The sequence below is a fragment of the Pseudarthrobacter sp. ATCC 49987 genome (genome assembly GCF_009928425.1).
In the GTDB taxonomy this organism is placed as follows: Bacteria; Actinomycetota; Actinomycetes; order Actinomycetales; family Micrococcaceae; genus Arthrobacter.
The window spans coordinates 2,576,266-2,595,819 of record NZ_JAABNS010000001.1 but is presented as its reverse complement, the minus strand read 5'-3'; the positions used below and the strand labels follow the sequence as shown (position 1 = coordinate 2,595,819).

At 67.0% G+C, this 19,554-nt stretch carries 11 protein-coding genes and 1 tRNA gene; 11 read left to right on the top strand and 1 reads right to left on the bottom strand.

Annotation, left to right across the window (positions count from 1 at the left end):
- Window positions 1–288: 288 nt before the first annotated feature.
- Window positions 289–888, bottom strand: coding sequence for a TetR/AcrR family transcriptional regulator (locus tag GXK59_RS12085; protein WP_160669130.1), 600 nt, complete (start codon window positions 886–888; stop codon window positions 289–291).
- Window positions 889–1,104: 216 nt separating this feature from the next.
- Here GXK59_RS12085 and GXK59_RS12080 point away from each other — a divergent pair.
- The 11 genes from GXK59_RS12080 (at window position 1,105) to sufU (ending at window position 19,550) form a co-directional block, all read left to right on the top strand.
- Window positions 1,105–1,176: transfer RNA gene (locus GXK59_RS12080), tRNA-Gln, on the top strand.
- 210 nt (window positions 1,177–1,386) lie between these two features.
- Complete coding sequence (gene glmU / locus GXK59_RS12075) at window positions 1,387–2,877, top strand: bifunctional UDP-N-acetylglucosamine diphosphorylase/glucosamine-1-phosphate N-acetyltransferase GlmU (RefSeq protein ID WP_160667072.1); 1,491 nt, start codon at window positions 1,387–1,389, stop codon at window positions 2,875–2,877.
- Window positions 2,878–2,882: 5 nt separating this feature from the next.
- Window positions 2,883–3,863, top strand: coding sequence for a ribose-phosphate diphosphokinase (locus GXK59_RS12070; RefSeq protein WP_024367293.1), 981 nt, complete (start codon window positions 2,883–2,885; stop codon window positions 3,861–3,863).
- A gap of 292 nt (window positions 3,864–4,155) precedes the next feature.
- Entirely contained in the window at window positions 4,156–4,752 is a 597-nt protein-coding gene (locus GXK59_RS12065; protein ID WP_024367292.1) for a 50S ribosomal protein L25/general stress protein Ctc, read from the top strand.
- 128 nt (window positions 4,753–4,880) lie between these two features.
- Window positions 4,881–5,468 carry an aminoacyl-tRNA hydrolase gene (gene pth, locus GXK59_RS12060; RefSeq protein ID WP_160667070.1) on the top strand — a complete coding sequence of 196 codons (588 nt, stop codon included), beginning with the start codon at window positions 4,881–4,883 and terminating at the stop codon, window positions 5,466–5,468.
- Between the two features lie 186 nt (window positions 5,469–5,654).
- On the top strand, window positions 5,655–8,399 hold the full coding sequence (locus GXK59_RS12055) for a helix-turn-helix transcriptional regulator (protein WP_160667068.1): 2,745 nt from the start codon (window positions 5,655–5,657) through the stop codon (window positions 8,397–8,399).
- On the top strand, window positions 8,386–11,091 hold the full coding sequence (locus GXK59_RS12050; protein WP_160667066.1) for a LuxR C-terminal-related transcriptional regulator: 2,706 nt from the start codon (window positions 8,386–8,388) through the stop codon (window positions 11,089–11,091). The genes GXK59_RS12055 and GXK59_RS12050 overlap by 14 nt, the downstream gene beginning before the upstream one ends.
- 965 nt (window positions 11,092–12,056) lie before the next feature.
- The gene (locus GXK59_RS12045; RefSeq protein ID WP_160667064.1) at window positions 12,057–14,792 is read left to right on the top strand and encodes a LuxR C-terminal-related transcriptional regulator; all 2,736 of its coding nucleotides are present in this window, start codon (window positions 12,057–12,059) and stop codon (window positions 14,790–14,792) included.
- A 66-nt stretch (window positions 14,793–14,858) separates the two neighbouring features.
- On the top strand, window positions 14,859–17,510 hold the full coding sequence (locus GXK59_RS12040; protein ID WP_160667062.1) for a helix-turn-helix transcriptional regulator: 2,652 nt from the start codon (window positions 14,859–14,861) through the stop codon (window positions 17,508–17,510).
- 234 nt (window positions 17,511–17,744) lie between these two features.
- Window positions 17,745–19,058, top strand: a complete 1,314-nt coding sequence (locus GXK59_RS12035; RefSeq protein WP_272927720.1) for a SufS family cysteine desulfurase — start codon at window positions 17,745–17,747, stop codon at window positions 19,056–19,058.
- 12 nt (window positions 19,059–19,070) lie between these two features.
- Entirely contained in the window at window positions 19,071–19,550 is a 480-nt protein-coding gene (gene sufU / locus GXK59_RS12030) for a Fe-S cluster assembly sulfur transfer protein SufU (protein ID WP_160667060.1), read from the top strand.
- Window positions 19,551–19,554: the final 4 nt, after the last annotated feature.

Below are 19,554 nucleotides of genomic sequence, written 5' to 3'. Positions count from 1 at the left end.
CAGGGTGGCACTATGTCCATTCTTGGGGCCAAGGGAGGGCATGTCCCGCGGGGCGCTAGGTTGGTTCGGTTGCTTCGTCGCCGGCGGGGCTTCGTCATGTCCCTGGGGTCCTGGCCCAGGCTGGACATGTCCCTCGGCCCACTCAAAACCCTTCGGACATGCCCCTTGGTGCAGGCCAGGGATGGGCATGGTGGCACTATGTCCATTCTTGGGGGCCAGGGGAGGGCATGTCCCGCGCAGGGCTCAGAACTCCGGGCCCGCCCCGGTGCCCCGGCATGCGAAGTCCGGCTAGTCGTCGCTGCGGAGTTCGGGGTCCTTTTGGAGGCCCGTGAGGCCATTCCAGGCAAGGTTGACCAGGTGGGCGGCGACCTCGCGCTTGTCCGGGGTCCGGCTGTCCTGCCACCACTGGCCCGTCATCGCGACCATGCCGACCAGCATCTGCGCGTACATGGCGCCGTCGGCCGATGTGAAGCCGCGGCGCGCGAACTCGTCGGCCAGGATGTACTCCACACGGGCCGTGACGTGGGAAAGCAGGGTGGAAAACGCCCCCTCGGGCTGGGTCGGCGGAGCATCGCGCATAAGGATCCGGAAGCCGTCCGCGCGGTCCTCGATGTAGCTCAGCAGCGCCAGGGCTGCGCGCTCGACCAGGACGCGCGGCTTCGCTTCCTCGGACAGCGCGTCGTTGATGGAACCCAGCAGGATCCGGAACTCGAACTCAACGACCTGCGTGTACAGGCCCTCCTTGGAGCCGAAGTGCTCGTAGATCACGGGTTTGGAGACGCCCGCGGCAGCGGCGATCTCCTCGATGGTGGTCCCGTCCAGTCCGCGGAGCGCGAAGAGTCCCCGGCCGATGCCGATGAGCTGGCTGCGGCGCTGGGGCCCCGTCATCCGGACCCGGGGTACGTAATCGGCAGACCGGACGGGCCGGCCGCTGCGGCCCTCCGCCCCTCCGGATACCCCTGCGCTGTTGGTCACAGCTCCATCATGCCCCAGAACATCCGCCAGGAGGGCTGCGGCCGGGCCACGGGCATGGCGCCAACACTTGGGGGCAACGCAGTATGGCAGAATTGACTCTCGTGCCACAGGCTCAACGCCTGGGCATGGTCCGCCCTGGTGTAATGGCAGCACCCCGGCCTTTGGAGCCGTGGAGTATAGGTTCGAGTCCTATGGGCGGAACTGTTGCGCATCGCGGGGCCGGGAATCGGCGCCGCCGGGCGCGGCCCGGCGTGAGTCCAGTAGGATGAATCTGGCGCCGCGACCGGAGTCTGGTCCGCCCACACCGCGCGGATCCGGCAACCGAGGTGCACCAGCTGGCCCCGGCCGCCGGACACCCAGATCCACCAAGCAGGGGCATGAGCTAAGCCGCTGAGCAAGGAGAGCCCGTACGTGAGCCCCGAGAAGACCGGCCCAGCCGCCGTCATCGTCCTAGCTGCAGGGGCCGGTACACGGATGAAGTCCCGTACCCCCAAAATCCTCCACGAGATCGGCGGCCGCTCCCTCGTTGGCCACGCGCTGCACGCCGCGCGCACCATCCGACCGCAGGAGCTGGCCCTCGTCGTCCGGCATGAACGGGACCTCGTGGCCGCCCACATCGCCGCCGTCGACCCGTCTGCCCTGATCGTCGACCAGGACGAGGTGCCCGGCACCGGCCGGGCCGTTGAGGCCGCCCTGGAGGCCCTCGACGCGCTTCACCCCGACGGCCGGCTCAGCGGCACGGTCGTCGTCACCTACGGCGACGTCCCCTTGCTCACCGGCCAGCTCCTCGCCGAACTCGTCGCCAGCCACGAGGCCGGCCATAACGCCGTCACCGTCCTCACCGCCGTCCTGGACGACGCCGCCGGCTACGGCCGCATCCTGCGGGCAGAAGACGGAACTGTCCAGGGCATCCGCGAGCACAAGGACGCCACGGACGCCGAACGCGGGATCCGCGAGATCAACTCCGGCATCTATGCCTTCGACGCCGCCGTGCTCCGCGACTCGCTGGCCCACGTCACCACCGACAACGCCCAGGGCGAAAAATACCTCACCGACGTGCTGGGCCTGGCCCGGGCCGCCGGTGGCCGCGTCGCCGCCGTCGTGACCGAAGACCGCTGGCAGGTCGAGGGCGCCAACGACCGGGTCCAGCTCTCGGCACTGGGCGCCGAACTCAACCGGCGCACGGTCGAGGCCTGGATGCGCGCCGGCGTCACCGTCGTCGACCCGGCAACCACCTGGATCGATGCCACCGTCATCCTCGACGAGGACGTCCGGCTGCTGCCCAACATCCAGCTCCACGGCACCACCGCGGTGGCGCGGGACGCCGTCGTCGGCCCCGACACGACCCTCACCGATGTCCAGGTGGGGGAAGGCGCCACGGTGATCCGCACGCACGGTTCCGGCTCAACCATTGGGGCCCGGGCGAGCGTCGGCCCGTTTACCTACCTGCGCCCCGGCACCGTCCTGGGCGAGACCGGCAAGATCGGCGCCTTCTACGAGACCAAGAACGTCACCATCGGCCGGGGATCGAAGCTTTCCCACCTCGGCTACGCCGGCGACGCCGAGATCGGCGAGGACACCAACATCGGCTGCGGCAACATCACTGCGAACTACGACGGCGAGAAGAAGCACCGCACGGTCATCGGCTCAGGCGTCCGTACCGGCTCCAACACCGTCTTCGTCGCGCCCGTCCGGGTGGGCGACGGCGCCTACAGCGGCGCCGGCGCCGTGATCCGCCGCGACGTGCCGCCCGGGGCCCTGGTCCTCTCGGTCGCCAAGCAGCAGAACGCCGAGGGCTGGGTCCTTGCGAACCGCCCGGACTCGATTTCCGCGTCCCTGGCCCAGGCCGCCGGCGCCACCACGACTTCCTCCAGTACTCCGGCATCTACAGAAGAGGGCTAGCAATAATGAGCGAAATTACGGCACGCGGCGAGAAGAAGCTGGTGCTTGCCGCTGGGCGCGCGCATCCGGAGCTGGCGAAGGAGATCGCCAAGGAACTCGGGACCGAGCTGCTGCCCCTGGACGCCTACGACTTCGCCAACGGCGAGATCTACGTCCGGGCCGGCGAAAGCGTGCGGGGCACCGATGCCTTCGTCATCCAGGCGCACCCCGCCCCGTTGAACAACTGGCTGATGGAACAGCTGATCATGATCGATTCGCTCAAGCGGGCCTCCGCCAAGCGGATCACGGTCGTTTCGCCGTTCTACCCCTACGCGCGCCAGGACAAGAAGGGCCGCGGCCGCGAGCCCATCTCCGCGCGCCTCATCGCCGATCTCTACAAGACCGCCGGCGCCGACCGCATTATGAGCGTGGACCTGCACACCTCGCAGATCCAGGGCTTCTTCGACGGCCCCGTGGACCACCTCATGGCCATCCCGCTGCTGGCGGACTACATCCGTACCCGCGTCGGCGCTGACGACATCACGGTGGTTTCCCCGGACACCGGCCGTGTCCGGGTCGCCGAACAGTGGGCCGAACGCCTCGGCGGCGCGCCGCTGGCCTTCGTGCACAAGAGCCGCGACCTCACCGTCCCGAACCAGGCCATCTCCAAGACAGTCGTGGGCCAGATCGAGGGCCGCACCTGCGTGCTGATCGATGACATGATCGACACCGGGGGAACCATTTCCGGCGCGGTCCAGGTGCTCAAGAACGCCGGCGCCAAGGATGTCATCATCGCGGCAACGCACGCCGTCTTCTCCGACCCTGCGGCCCAGCGGCTGTCCGAGTCCGGCGCCCGCGAGGTTGTCGTCACCAATACCCTGCCGATCGACGCCAGCAAGCGCTTCCCGCAGCTCACCGTGCTGTCCATCGCTCCGCTGATCGCCCGCGCCATCCGCGAAGTGTTCGACGACGGCTCCGTCACCAGCCTGTTTGACGGCAACGCCTAACCCGATCAACCCTGCAGCTGAGCCCGCTCAGCTGTCCGCCAGTACGGGGCCGTTTTCATGATTGCGGCCCCGCACTGGTAGCCTTGTACCGAAACCTTGGCGAGGGAGAGCGCCGGTATTCCGAACTATCCGTATTGAAGCGGAAATTAGTCGGTTACCGGAGTGCTGGTCTCCGTTATCGACTGGGTCTGAATCTCCCTTCGGAAGGGCGGCCTCACGGCCACCCGGCGTTGAAGGTCGCAAACAGACCTCCGCCCTTGCTGACCACCGCTAGTCCACACAGGAGATACCCATGGCTGAGCAGAAGCTCGCAGCAGAAGTACGCACCGAATTCGGCAAGGGCTTCGCCCGCCGCGCCCGCATGGCCAATCTGATTCCTGCCGTCATTTACGGCCACGGCGCCGAGCCGATCCACATTACCCTGCCGGCGAAGGCCACCACCCTGGCAGTCCGCAAGGCCAACGCCCTGCTGACCCTGGACATCAACGGCGAACAGCACCTGGCCCTCGTCAAGGACATCCAGCGCGACCCGATCAAGCAGATCATCGAGCACCTCGACCTCCTGACCGTCCGCACCGGCGAAAAGGTCACCGTCGACGTTCCTGTGCACCTCACCGGCGAACTGGCTCCGGGCAACGTGTACAACCAGGAAATGACCGTCGTTTCCCTCGAGGCTGAGGCAACCCACCTGCCGACCGCCATCGAGGTCAGCATCGAGGGCCGCACCGCCGGCGAGCACATCCACGCTTCGGACCTCGTTCTGCCGAAGGGCTCCGTCCTGCTCGCCGACGCCGAGTCCCTCGTCGTGCACATCTCCGAGGCCACTGAGGTCTCCGAGGAAGAGGCATCGGCCGACACCACTGAAGGCTCCTCGGTCGCAGCCGAGTAGCACCCACGATTCCTCCGGTGGCCGGGTCCCCTTGGGGCCCGGCCGCCGTCGTCTCCGCCGGGCAACGCCAGCCCCGCGCTGCCCGGAACCGGCCCGCCTTGCCGAAGGCCATACCGAAGGACTGACCCATGACTGACACCTGGTTGATCGCAGGCCTTGGAAACCCGGGGGCTGAGTACGCCCACAACCGGCACAACGTCGGACAGATGGTCCTCGACGAACTCGCTTCCCGGATCGGGAGCGGCTTCAAGTCCCACAAGTCCCGGGCCCAGGTCCTGGAAGGCCGCCTCGGCATCGGCGGCCCCCGGGTAGTGCTGGCCAAGCCGCTGAGCTACATGAACGTCTCCGGCGGCCCGGTCTCGGCGCTGGCCAAGTTCTATGACATCGATCCCGGCCACGTCATCGCAGTGCACGACGAGATCGACATTCCCTTCAACACGGTGAAGCTGAAGCTGGGCGGCGGCGAAGGCGGCCACAACGGGCTGCGGGACATCTCCAAGGCCCTCGCCACCAAGGACTACCTGCGCGTCCGGGTCGGCGTGGGCCGCCCTCCGGGCAGAATGGACACTGCGGACTTTGTGCTGAAGGACTTTTCCGGCCCGGAGAAGAAGGAACTGCCCTTCCTGATCGATACAGCGGCCGACGCCGTGGAAGCCCTGGTCCGTGACGGCCTGCTCGCGGCCCAGCAGCAGTTCCACCCGGCGAAGACGCCCTAGCCGGACCCGCCCCGGCACGTCAGCAGCGGACCACGGGGTATCGCGCCGTCGCCGACCCGAATTGCTTCCAAGCTTCCAGAAATGCCTATATGATCGCTCTACTCTCATGTCGGGGGATAGGGATACGCTACTTCTAGGCGGACGGTCTCAGGTTTGCTGTCCGCAAAGCGGTACGAAGGAAACTAGATGTCGAGGGAATCGCTGGGCTGGGGGAATGTTTCCACTACATTGGCACCCGCCGAAGAAGAACCTGTAACCGGTCCGCTGGACCGGCACAGGTGGTCCGGTCTCGCGCGCAATGCCGACGCCGACCGGGTTCGCAGTGCCCTGCTGGCCGAAGACCGCATGGGTGTGGTCATCACCGGCGACCGCGGGGTGGGCAAGACCCAGGTGGGACGCACGGTGATCGCGGGTTTCGGGCCCGACGTCTACACCCTCCAGCTCCGCAGTTCCGGGCCGGGCTCGGCCACCCCCTACGGCTGCCTGGCTTTCACCCTGGCCCGCCTGCCGCAAAGCTCACTAGGCTCGCCGACGGCCATCCTGCACGGTATTACCTCCCTGATCCGCGACGACGCCGCCGGACGCAAGTGCGTCATCCTGCTGGACAACGCCGGTGCCCTGGACGAATTGAGCACGGGCGTCCTGCTCAACCTGGTGCAGACCCGGACAGCGCGGCTCGTCGCCACTGCCCAGCGGACCACGGACCTTCCGCCGGACTTTTACTGGCTCATCACCTCCGGGCAGCTGGCCGAAGTCCGGCTTGCCAACCTCACGGAGGTCGAAACCCTCGAAGTGCTCAAGGCAGCCCTCGGCCACAGGGTATCGAGCGCACTGGCGAGCCAGCTGCACCAACTTGTCGGCGGCAGCCCGACCCTGCTGCAGGCCGTGGTCTCGGAACAGATCGAACGCGGCAACCTCGTGCTCGCCGGCTCCGTTTGGACCCTGGTGGACGAGGTGGTTCTGGACGGCCGCACCGCGCTGGAAGACATCGTCCGGGCCCGGTACGCCCGCGAAACGCCGGTGGCACGGGAACTCATCGAGGTGCTGTCCTGTGCCCGGACCCTGCCGTTGGCCCGGCTCGCACGGATGTACAGCCCCGGCGTCATCGCGGACATGGAGGACGCCGGCCAGATCGTCGTCGACCGGACGGACCGCCACCTTGTCTCGCTCGGCGACCGCTATCTGGGCGACACCGTCCGCAACTGGCTCAGTGTCGAGCGCAGGCTGGAACTGCGGGACAAGGTGCCCGGTCACCAGCAGGATGAGCTGAACGAGCTCACCGTGGAGGACCTGCTGGCCTATGCGGCATGGACCCACGACTGCGACGCACCCCTGGCACCCGCCCACGCCGTGGCGGCCGCCGGCGCCGCCGTTAAACTCTTCGACCCGAAGTTCGCGCTCAAATGCGCCGGCAGCCTGAACCCGGAGGATCCGGAATGGACCGAGGGGCAGCTGCAGAAGTCCGCCGCCTACCTTCAACTCGGGCTGCCCCTGCAGGCCATGGCCGCCCTGGACGATGTCTCGGAGGCCCAGCTCCGCTCGCTGGGTGCCGAAGCGTATGCGGAACTGATAGCCGCGAAGGTGGACTGCATGTCCTGGCTCAAGGACCGCACGGCCCAGGTCCCTGAGCTGATCGGGCAGGCCCGGCTGCGGCTTGAAGAACTCAAAGCCGGCCAGCCCGATGCATCGGCGCAGGAGCTGACCCGCGCCGGACTGTGCCTGGACCTCTGCGAATTCAACTTCCTCTCCTTTGTCGGTGACTATGAGCCAATGATGGCCCGGCTCAGCGTGGCGGCGAGCGCGGAAGTGGACGACATCAACGCCGTGCACCGGCTCAGATCCGCAATCATCCTGATGGAAGCCCTGTGCATGACGGGCAAGGAAGTCCAGGCCCGGAAGCTGATGCGCGAGATCGGCGGCCAGCTGGGGGAATGGTCGAACGTACCGCGGATCCGGGAAAACTTTGCCTGGCGATCTTTCAACGTGCTGCTGTTGTCCGGACAATGGCGCCAAAGCATCGACATGCTCAAGGACGCGAGCGGCCGGGCCGGCCACGGACTGCACTCCGGCAGCGCGCCCACTGACCTGGCCGTCGGACTCGCCTATGTCTACGCGGGCCGCGGCTACATGGCCCTCGACCCGCTCCTTGCCGCGATCGCGCAGCTGGAAGTCCGCGCGAGCCTTCACTCGTTGCGGCAGGCCTACGCAGCCACCGCCTTCGCCTACGCCCAGACCGGGAACTCCGTGCAGGCCTCCGTCTACTTGGACCGGGCCCGGTCAGCGGATGGCCCCGCACGCTTCGCGATCCGAACTTCTGCAGACTTCTGCATGGACATGGCCTCACGCTGGCTGGGAGATCCGGAGGCGAAGGACCGGCTGGTGCGCGCGGCCGAGGAACACTACCGGGCCGGCCGGTATACCCTGGCCGGAATCTCCATGCTCGGGGCGACGGTCAACGGCACCACCAAGGATTTCGAGTTCCTGGAGGAGATCGCGGCGTTCCGGCAGGGGGCCCTCGCGGAGCTGTCCCGGACCATCGCGGTGGGCAGCCGCAAGAAGGACGCCGCCATCATGCTGGAGGCCGCCGGCCAGGCCGCGGCCATGGAACTCGACGCCGTCCAGGCCAGGTGCGCTGCCCTCGCCTTCGACTTCGCCAAGGCTGCGGGGCTCAGCGGCAAGGCCAGCGCCGCACACGCCATCCTTGAGAGCCTCGCGGTCTCATTGCCGGCCCTGCCGATCATGCCAAGGAACAAGGGGCCGCTGCTCACGGACAGGGAGCGGCAGATTGCCGCCCTCGCCGGCAACGGCGTTTCGAACAAGGACATTGCCTTGGCCATCGGCATTTCTGTCAGAACAGTGGAAGGACACCTCTACCAGGTGTTCACCAAGCTGGGAGTTTCTTCGCGAAGTGATCTGCTTGGACTCATCTAGGAAGCGCGCAACCGCCCCCGACGCTGCGGAGGCATCCACGGTCCTGACCGGGCGAAAGGAGGACCTGCGTTCGGCGGTTGAAGCCATCCAAGGGAGCAACCACGTCGCCGTCCTCCTGCTCGGCGACAGCGGGATCGGCAAATCCACCCTCCTCGAAGCCGTGGTGGCCGAACTGCAGACAGCCGTGACGCCCGTCCGCATCCACGGCAGCCCGTCCCTGTCGAATGTGCCCTACGGCGTGCTGGGTCCCTTTATTGTCGGGCTGCCCGTGCAGGAAGCCACTTCGCAGCTGGCCGTGCTCAGGACTTTCTGGGCGAGGCTCGAAGACGAGCGCAGCGCCTCCCAGAAGCCCCTGCTGCTGGTCGTGGACGATGCCCATGACCTTGACGAGTCGACCGCCGGGATCCTGGTGGAACTCGCCGCCGCCGGCTGGGCGAAGCTGCTCGTGGCCTCGGCCACCCGGCCTGGCTTGCCGGAACCGCTGCTGCAGCTGTGGTTTGAGGGAATCGCCGAACGCCTCGACCTCCGGCCCCTGAGCCAGCATCAGACAAACGAGATACTCGAAGGCACGCTGGGGCCGCAGGTCCTGCCGAGCGTCGCCGAAACCCTCTGGGAGGTTTCCGAAGGCAATCCGCTCCTGCTCAACGGTCTCATCGCGGACGCGAAGAGCGACGGCACGCTGCTGCAACGCAACGGGGTCTGGCTGCTCGCGCGCCCGCTTAACAGCCACGGCGACCGCTTGACGGACGTCGTGCGGCGGCAGCTGCTCCGGCGTTCACCGGCAGAACGCCAGGCCCTGAACCTGATCGCCCTGTCGGAGCCGGTGTCCCGCGACGTCATTGAGTCCACGGTGGGCGAGGACCCGGTGGCGGCACTCATCGAACACGAGATGATCCGCGTCACGCCTGCGCCACACCCCCAATTGCGGCTGTGGCACTCCATCTACGGCGACACGCTGCGCAACCTGATTTCCCCGGCACGCAGCCTCCAGCTCCGGCAGAGCCTCCTGCGGCGCTTGGACAGCGAACCGACGTCGGCAGAAGGCCTCCTGCGTCAGGTGAGCTGGTCAATGGAATGCGGAGCGGAGATCGAGGACCGGCAGCTGCTGCGGGCAGCCGTCCTGGCCAGCCGGCTGTATGAGGACGAGCTGGCCCGCAAGGCCGCCGCACTGGTCAAGGACCCTGAACTGCAGGTGGCAGCGCGGGCCGTGACAGCGCGGACCTACTTCAACACCTCGGACTATGCGGCCGCCCGGGACATCCTGGAGCCCGACTTCGCCAAGGGACTCAGCGTGGCAGTGCTCCTGACGGGAACCCTGATGTGGGCTGCGGTCCAGGCCGCTCTCGGCCACTCGCCAGCGGACATCATGGACCGCGCCGGGGCCCTCCTGGAGGCAGGGGAGCGGCTGGGCAGGGAAAACCCGGACGACGCCGATGGCATCCTCAAGGCCACCAGGGAGCGACACGACACCATGCATGCCATGGTGTACGCCCTGGCAGGGGAGTACCCGGAGGGTGCCGGCACGGAAGCCGACGGCGAGGCCGTCCCCCCGGCCAATACCCTAGAAGCAGCGTTCAGGCTGGCACTGACATCGGAGCGGCTCCTGGTGCAGGGCAAGGCAGTCCAGTCCTTCGCCGCTGTCTCCGAGGCCCTGGAAACCGCGGGCTCAGGACACTACGAACTGTATTTCCTCGCGGAATTCCTGGTGGCGCGGGCAGCAGCTGCCGTGATCCACGGGGGCGACTGGGAAGCCGCCGAAAAGCTCCTGGCCGGAGTCGGCGCCGGGCAAGGGCCCAACCTCATCTCGTTCGGCGGGGGAGTCCACGCCGCGCACGGCATCATCCTGTTCTACCAGGGCAAGGCCGCCCAGTCCCTGAACACCCTCAGCGCGGCACTGGAGTCACTGCGGCTCGCGGATCCCCAACAGCTCTTCGCCCTGGTCTCCTCGATGGGGTTCGCCGCCGCCGCTGACGTCGGTGCCAAAGACAAGGCCGCGGCGTTCCTCGCCGACTACGAAGCCGCGCCCCGGGCGGTCTCACGCTACCTGCGCGTCCTCTCGCAGATGGCAGTCACGTACGGAAAAGCGCGCCTCGGCAATTACCCGGGGGCCGTCGACGAGCTCCGCGCGCTGGGCCGGCCCCAAGGGGACGGTTCCACCGCGGGCCTGGAATTTGATTCGCTTGCCTTCTGCCTGGCTTTGGGAGACCGCGACGCGGCTGTCCGGCTCCTCGAACTGCAGCCCGCGCTGGAAGGCCCCAGGCCGGCCGCTATCTGTCACTATGCGGCGGCGATCAGGACGGACCTCGCCACCGACCATCTGGAAGCAGGCAAGAGCTGCGAAGACGCCGAGCTGTGGGGCTTCGCGGCACTTGCCTATGATGCCGCTGCGAACGGGTACCGGGCGGCCGGTGACACCCTGCGCGAGCGTATGGCGCTGTCCCAGCGGAAGCGGTGCCTGGACCGGGCAGACAGCCTCGCCGGCCAGGAACAGGAAGCTGAAGCTGACGCCCTCGGCCTGCTGACCCGCCGCGAGCGCGACATCGTGGCGCTGGCGGTCCGCGGCCTCAGCGACCGCCAGATTGCCGCCGAGCTGCAGGTTTCCATCCGGACAGTTGAAGGCCACCTTTACCGCAGCTACGCCAAGCTGAACGTCAAGGGCCGCGATCAGCTGCCGGGAGTCTCCTCCTCCTAGCCTCCGCCCGGGCGTTCCACGGGCAGCCGGTTCTTCCGGTCCTCCGGCCCCTGACTTCTGCACGGGTGAAGGCAACACTGCCTTTTCCCCTTCGGGCGTGCGTAACTCCGGGGGGCCGGCAAGTAGGCACCACGCCGCCCGGGTATGGGGACCGCGTAGCCGGGACGCACAACTGTCGGAAGCCGGCTGCCGTGGCAAGTACCCTCTATCCCGGTTTCGTCGGAACCCGTCACGAATTCGAGTACGGACTACCGGTGTGCGGGTGCCGTCGGGTTCGCTAGATTGTAGTCAGCACCAGGAACAAAGGACTCTGAACAAGGACTCTGAACCAGGAGACTGAATCAGGGACTCCGAGCAAAGGACTTTTGAACGTGGAGCCATCAACGCGGAAGCGGTCCAGGCAATTCGAAGACGCTGCCAGGATCGCCGGCGTGGGGAACGATGGTCCACTCTGGTGCAACAGACATTGAATTATCTCCGAAACGGTCTCCCGAATGGTTCCCGCCGAGTGCGTGAACCCCTTTGACGGAGCCGACGGCGTCGGAACCTTCTGAGACCGAGGTTCCTCCCCCCAGCCGCCGTCGGCTCCCTAAGTTTTCCGTGGCCCCAGTCCTGGCTCGGCCGCCCGATAGCCGGGCGGCCGTGCCAGAACTGTGAAGCCCCAGCGTGGCATTGCGCCCGCACTGTGGGGCCCTGCGGTGGCACTTGGCAGCCCAGGCGCGGCGGCCTCCGGACCTGCTGCTGCACCGAGACACCCGTGAAAAAGGGTCCCCGTCGGGCTGGAACTTCGAGTCGAACTACTTGGTTTGAGGCGCGGAACGGCCGGAAGATTATGAGTACAACTACGTAGCCCAGGGCTGGCCCCTACGCCCGTAATCGAGTAGCGCATACGCATCCCGAAAATTCCCTATATCAATAAGTTGGACCTATCGGTAGTCATAACTTTGATTGCGAAGGTCTCTCTCATGTATCAGCAAGAAGCCGGTCTGCCTGCGGGCAGCGGCAGAACAGATGTGATGTCAGCCGCCCAACGTCCGGGGAAGGGGCGGCCCGAGAAGCACTACACACGCCACAAGACCGTTGCGGAGGTGGTAGCGGCCCTGACCTCGGGATCGGGCTGCGGGGCCGTGATTGTTGGGGAACACGGGGCAGGAAAGTCCTTTGTTGCCCAGCGGGCCCTCGAGAAGCTCGGTGAAGACTACCTGGTGGTTCAGGTCCGGGGCAGCTCCATTTCCTCCAAACTTCCTTACGGGGCGCTCAGCGTACTGCTCAACGAACTTGATGCATCCCACCTTGAGCACCCACTGATGGTGCTGCGTGGCTTGACCCAATTGCTTCACAACCGGGCCCAGGGCCGCAGCGTCGTCCTCTTTGTCGACAATGCACATGACCTCGATGAGCTCTCCACCATGATGGTTGCCCAGCTCTGCGCCGGTGGACACGTCCTGTTGCTCGCAGCGTGCGTTGACCTGCCTAATCTGGGGAGCGACATCATGGGGCTCTGGAAGGACGACCTGCTGCGCAGGGTGGATCTTGGGCCCTTCGATTTCAGCGAAACGGCGGACAGCCTTGCCCATGAGTACGGCGGACACTTTTCCCACACAGCGGCACGTGCCCTCTGGAACGCCAGCGGCGGCAATCCGCTCTTCCTGCACTCCCTGGCCCGGGAGCAGATCAAGCTCGGCACGATTGTCCGCCACGAGGATTCCTGGGTTTTGGGGGAGAAACCGGTGGCTCTGGCCGGTGAAATCAGGGATGTTCTCAAGGCCCGCCTGAACCGGCTCAGCCCTGGCCAGCGCGATGTTTTTGAGCTTTTGTCGCTCGCCGGAGCGCTGCCGCTGCAGACCCTCATGAGCGTGTCCAAGGCGCAGGACATCGATACGCTCCAGGAGCGCGGGCTGATCCACGTCAGCCATGACCATCCGCCCATGGTGAGCATCGCCAACCCGGTCACGGCCGGAATCGTTGCCAGTGTGGTTCCGCCCGGCCGCAGTGCAGAGCTTCGCCGCCGGTTGGGTGCTGTTCTCCAGGACCAGGACCTCGACGCGTTCACGGGATCCACCGCAGTGGCGTGGGCTTTGGACTGCGGGGAAGACGTGGAGCCCGGGCTGGCCCTGGCCGCGGCCCGCCTCGCGAACAAAGCATCCGATCCGCAGTCCGCCCTCAGATTCACCCGGGAAATCGCGGGCAAGGAGAAGCTCGCCGAAGTGGCCGTCGAATCTGCCAGAGCGCATATGTCCTTGCACAATGACGAAGCAGCACGCCGTGTCCTGGCTGACGTTGAACTGCGCGCCGGCGATGGACTTGCCCTGGATGAGTGGGCCCCCCTTCAACTGCTGTGGGCCGAGCTGGACAGGCGCAGCCCGGCAGCGGCGGCAAGCGCACTGGCCCGGCTGCAGGAGATTGAACTGCGGCTGACGGCGTCAGGGGACCCCGGGGCTGGGCTGACGATGGTTGGTGAGCGTGTCCGCCTGGCTTATGCCGAGCTGGCCGCCTTCGAAGGCCGGTACGGTGATGTCCTGCAAATTTTCCAGAATGTGGATGCCACGGACTTGGGCAGCGAAGCAAAGGTCATGGCCGCGAGCCTTGTGAGTGAGGCGAAGGCGGTCACCGGCGACATCCTGGGTGCGGTCGGACTCGGGAGGCAAGTCATTCTGGCCGCCGGCACGCTTGACCTGTCCGACGGTTCGATCCGGGAAATCCGGGGTCGGTTCCTGCTGCTCCTGCTCCTGTCGGCCAAGTACCGGGAAGCCGCAGACTTCCTCGCGGGCACCTCGGAGTCGTGGGACGAGCAGGCCAGGCTCGGCGGGATGTTCGAGATCGGACAGGGAATCGTCGACCTCCACCGTGGCCACCTCACGAGGGCACTTCAACGCCTGGAGTCCGGGGTTTGGCAGCTGAGGGTAAACGATCCGGATGCAGTTGCCGGACTCGCAACCGCAGCCTGTGCCTATGCATTCGCGCTCCAGGGCGATGAGGAAAAAGCGGGTGCCCTGCTGGTGGAAATCGAGGAGCTGCAGCGCCGGGCACCGTGGCTGGTGAACCGCATCACACGGTACTTTGAACTCTCTGCCAAGGCGGAAATCGGCCAAAAGACTGAGGCCCTGCGCGCACTGAAGCTGGAAGCCGACATGGACACCGAGGCCTCGGCGCTTGCTACCGGCCTCCAGTTCCTCTCAGCGGTGGCCCGGCTGGGTGACCGTCAGGCAAGCCAGAAGCTCAGCGATCTCGCGGGCCAGGTCACCGGGCAGTTCGCCGGCCTGTGCTCCCGGCTTGCGGAAGGGCTGAAGGACGCCGACAGCGAGGAACTGCTGGCAACGTCCAAGGACGCCGATGCGGCCGGCAATGCAGTTTTCGCCAGGGATGTGACCAGGAAAGCGGTCAGTTGTGCCAACGACGCCGGCAACCGCATCTCCCTCAGGATGGCCCAGCGCACGCAGCAGTCCCTGGAGGACCGGTTCGGCAACCCAAGAAATGGCGTGCTCTCACTTTTGAACGCGACGTTGACAGCACGGGAATCCGAGGTGGCGGTCCGGGCAGCCGCAGGTACGTCCAACCGGAAGATCGCTGACGAGATGCACGTTTCCGTCCGTACCGTTGAGGGACATCTCTACCAGGTATATGCGAAGCTCCACGTCGCGAGCAGGTCGGAACTCAAAGATGTCATCTCCGGACCAGTGGAACACGCCCGCCTCGGCTAACCGACCGGGCCCCCCTTCCTCCGGGCGGCCCGGGACGTCCGGGAACCGCCGCAGGGAGGGCTGCGGGTGGAAAGTCTGACTGAGTCCGCCACGCTGGTTGGCCGGTCCGGCGTCGTCAAGGATATCGTCAGATGCCTGCGCGACGACGGGATGTCCGGCGCACTCGTCGTCGGCAACCCGGGCACGGGAAAGACGGCCATTTCCAGGGCGGTCATCCGCGAACTCCGCCCGCACACAGCCGTGATCCGGCTCGCGGCAACGCCGGCATTGTCTGCCGTGCCGTTCGGCGCGCTTTCGCCCTATCTCGGCCAGCTGCCCGCCCACGACCTGGATTCATTTTCCGCGGTCGTGAAGGCCGTGACGGACAGCATCAAGTCCGAACCCAGCAAGCCGCTTTTTGTGATCGATGACGCCCAGTGCCTGGACCGCGGGACGACGCAGCTTGTAGCGCAAGCCGTCGCCACCGGTGCGGCCAGTGTCCTGGCGACCTGCCGGCCGGGTTTGTTGATCCCGGAGGAATTCCTGGCGCTTTGGGATGACGGAATCCTGACCAAATTCGACCTGGAGCCGCTCACCCGTGCCGAGGTGCATCAGCTCTGCGAGCAGGTGCTCCGCGCCGACGTCTCGCCCTGGGCGAGTGCGGTGTTCGCAGATGCCTCCGCCGGCAACCCGTTTATGCTGCTGTCCCTGATTGAGCACGCCCGGAACACGGGGGCCCTGGGGCTGCGCCATGGAATCTGGTTCCTCATCTCGCCTCCCGGCTTGTCCGATGTCCCGGTGGCTGATCTGATCGGTCACGAACTGCGGTCCATGTCACCGGAGGAGAGGACAGCTGCCGCGATAGTGGCCCTCGCGGGGCCGCTTCCGCTCGGCCAGCTCTTGGGATTCGGTGGCCCCAAGGCTGTCGACGCCCTGGAAAGGGCCGGGATCATCAGAGTGTCCCGGGGCACCGACCGGACCGTCCGGCCAGCGAGTCCCCTGATCGGTGAGATCATCCGCCGTTGGGTTCCGGCGGGTCGAAGCGCCGGATTGCGTGCCAGTTTTGTCTCACTGCCCCCGGGAGCGTCGGTGCCTCCCGAAGCCTTCCTGAACCGGGTCCGGTGGGCGCTGGACTGCGGAGCCGCAGTGCCGGCGGACCAGCTCCTCAAGGCGGCCAGCATCGCCAACGTTGGCCTCGACGCGCAGACAGCGTTGAGGACCGCGGCCGCGGTTTCCGAGGATGCGATGATTCCGGAGGCACGGTTGCAAATGGCATATTCGCGGTATCTGCTGGGGGACCGCCAGCAGTCCGCACAGTTCCTGCAGCTCGCGGGACCTGTCCCGAACCAGGACGCCCGGTACCTGGCGGCCCTGTTGTCCGCCCGCCTGAGGGGGCCGGCAAAGCCGCTGGCAGGCGGCGCCGCACCCGCCGGCCCGGGTGTTCCCGCCGGCGGAGCAGCACCGGCCGCAACGGGGCCGTCGTGGTTGGATGTTGCCGCGATCGCCGTGGCGGCGGAGCCCCTCGGGAGCCAGCCCCGCGGCGGCACCGAGGACCGTGAGGGCGGTCTGAGCCAGCTGGTTGTGGCCGCCGGGGATCGGCACGACATTAAGATTCCGGCGGAGTCACTGCTCGCCGAGTTGCTCTGTGCCAAAGGCAAGGTGGCGGAAGGCCTGGGGCTGGCCCGCGAGGCCTGGCACGGGGCGCGCAGCGCCAGCCAGGCGTTGCCCCTCGTCTACGAAGACCTCCTGGTGCGCTACAGCCTGAGCCTGAACTGGGCGGGGGAGTGGGAGGCGCTCGCCTCGGCCCTCGATGAGTACGAGGCTGACTTCCCCTCGAGGCTGCTGCTCAGCGGCGGCATCCTGCACTTGATGAGAGGACTCGCCCGTGTCCGCCAGGGGCGCATGCCCGAAGGCATTGCCGAACTCGTTCTCGGCGTCGAGGAACTCACCATCGCCGATCCCTGGGAGTTGCTGCCCTTCGCCCATTCGGTCGCCGCGTACGCCAACTCCGTGGTGGGCCACACGGGGGAGGCCGAGGAGCACGCGGCGGCATTCCGGCTTTCGCGGTACCGCGGGCCGGGGGCGCTGCCCCTGCTCGCTGACGCGTACTCCACCGCGGCCGGCGGGGCACCGGGCGGCGGGGAGGTCAGCAAGAGGCTCGCCGGCCTGGCCGCGGAGGCCAAACGGCAGGGATTGCGGGGGATTGAGACGGACATCAGACGACTGGCCTTGCGCCACGGGGACACCGGGGCCGCGGACGGTCTTGCCCGCAGCAGCCTCGCGGTCGAGGGACGGGAGGCCAGTATGCTGCACGATTATGCACTCGCGGTGCTGCAGGCTGACGACGCCGAACTGGTCAGGATCAGTGACCGGGCGCTGCGTGCCGGCTATGTGTTACTGGCGCTCGAGGCGGCCCAACAGGCGGAGCGGTGCCTGGCCGAAACCACGGACAAACGGAAACTGCTGGCCGTCCAGCGCAAGATCCAGAACCGGATGACTGCTGCCGGAATGGCGGCCCACATTGACCTTGTCCGTCCCGAGCAGGATGCGGAACTCACCGCCCGGGAAACCGAAATCCTCGACCTCGTGTCCGGCGGAGCCACCAACGCCGAGATCGCCAGCAGGCTCTGCGTGTCCCAGCGGACCGTGGAAGGACACCTCTACCGGGTCTTCGCCAAACTGGGCGTCAGCCGGCGGGTCGACCTCATCGACACGGGCGGCGATTCACCCCGGCCCTGAGGCCCTCCCAGCGGGAAACACGGGGAAACACGGGGAAACACCGGGAAACACGGGGAAACACCGGGAAACACGGGGAAACACCGGGAAACACGGGGAAACACCGGGAAACACGGGGAAACACCGGAAAACATTGGATAGCCCAGAGCCGTCCGCAGAACCACCCGCCGATCAGGGGCGTGCCGTTCCGTGGGATGATGGGTAGTAGTCCATTCGACCCGATCCGAGGAGGCCAGCGTGGCTCTTGTGCCCACGTCAGAGTCCCAGGCCCTGCTCTTGCCTGCACTGACCGACGACGAGGTGTTGCGGATCCGCAATGACTTCCCCATCCTCTCGAGGTCCATGGGCGGGCACCCCCTGATCTATCTGGACTCCGGGGCCACGTCGCAGAATCCGCTCAGCGTCATCGAGGCCGAGCAGGAGTTCTATGAGCAGCGGAACGCCGCCGTGCACCGCGGGGCCCACCTTTTGGCCGTGGAAGCCACGGAATCCTTCGAGGACGCCCGCGAAACCCTGGCTGCGTTCCTGGGGGCCGGGGCCGACGAGATCATCTGGACGTCGAACGCCACCGAGGGCCTGAACCTGCTCAGCTACGGGTTCCTGAACGCGTCCCTGCCGGGCGCCGCAGCTGAGGCGGCACGATTCGCCCTAGGCGCCGGCGACGAGATTGTGGTCACCGAGATGGAGCACCACGCGAACCTCATCCCGTGGCAGCAGCTCGCCGAGCGGACCGGTGCCACCCTGCGGTTCATCCCGGTCGACGACGCCGGCGGGCTGGATCTCGACGCGGCCGCCCGCATCATCAACCCGGCCACCAGGGTCCTCGCTTTCAGTCACGCCTCGAATGTCCTGGGCACCATCAACCCGGTCAAGACCCTGGTGGCGATGGCCCGGGAGGCGGGTGCCCTGACAGTGCTGGACGCCTGCCAGTCCGCACCGCACCTGCCGCTGGACGTGCGGGACCTTGGCGTCGACTTCGCGGTCCTCTCGGGACACAAGATGCTGGGCCCTACCGGCATCGGCGTGCTGTATGGCCGGTCCGAGTTGCTGAACGCGCTGCCGCCGTTCCTGACCGGGGGATCGATGATCACCACCGTGACGATGGAGCGCGCCGCGTTCCTGCCGGCCCCGCAGCGCTTCGAAGCGGGGACCCAGAAAGTTTCCCAGGCCATCGCACTCGCAGCCGCGGCGAACTACCTTACCGAGACGGGGATGGGCCGCGTCCACGCCTGGGAGTCCTTGCTGGGGCAGCGCCTCGTCGAGGGCCTCGCGTCGATTCCCGGCGTCCGGGTCCTCGGGCCGGCGCCCGGACAGGAGCGGATCGGCCTCGCGTCGTTCGACGTCGCCGGCGTGCACGCGCACGACGTCGGACAGTTCCTGGACAGCAGGGGCATCGCGGTCCGGGTCGGCCATCACTGCGCCCAGCCGCTGCACCGCCGCCTGGGACTGACGGCCAGCACCCGGGCCAGCACCTACCTGTACAACACCACGTCTGATGTGGACGCTTTCCTCGCGGCTGTCGCCGGGGTCCGTGCCTACTTTGGAGCCTAAGGATATTTCCGCATGAGCCTTGAACAGCTGTACCAGCAGATCATCCTGGAACACGCGAAATTGCGAACCGGGAGCGGACTGGCCGAGGCGCCGGTTCCGGCAGGCGCGTCGACCGGTCAGTCCCACCAGCTCAATCCCGTCTGCGGGGATGAGATCACCGTGCGGGTGGCGGTGTCCGACGGGAAGGTCACCCAGTTGCGCTGGGACGGGGCAGGGTGTTCGATCTCAATGGCGTCGGCCTCGGTGCTCACCGACCTCGCCGAGGGGATGGACGTCGGCAGCTTCACGGCGGTCATCGACAATTTCCGCGAGGTCCTGCGGTCCCGGGGAAAAATGGCGGCGGATCCCGAAATCCTTGGCGATGCGTCGGCCTTCGAGGGCGTTTCCAAGTACGCCGCCCGGGTCAAGTGCGCCATGATCTCCTGGGTTGCGGCAGAAGATGCCCTTGCCCAGGCGCTGGCGCCCAGCACGCCGGAACCCCAGATCCCGTAGCACC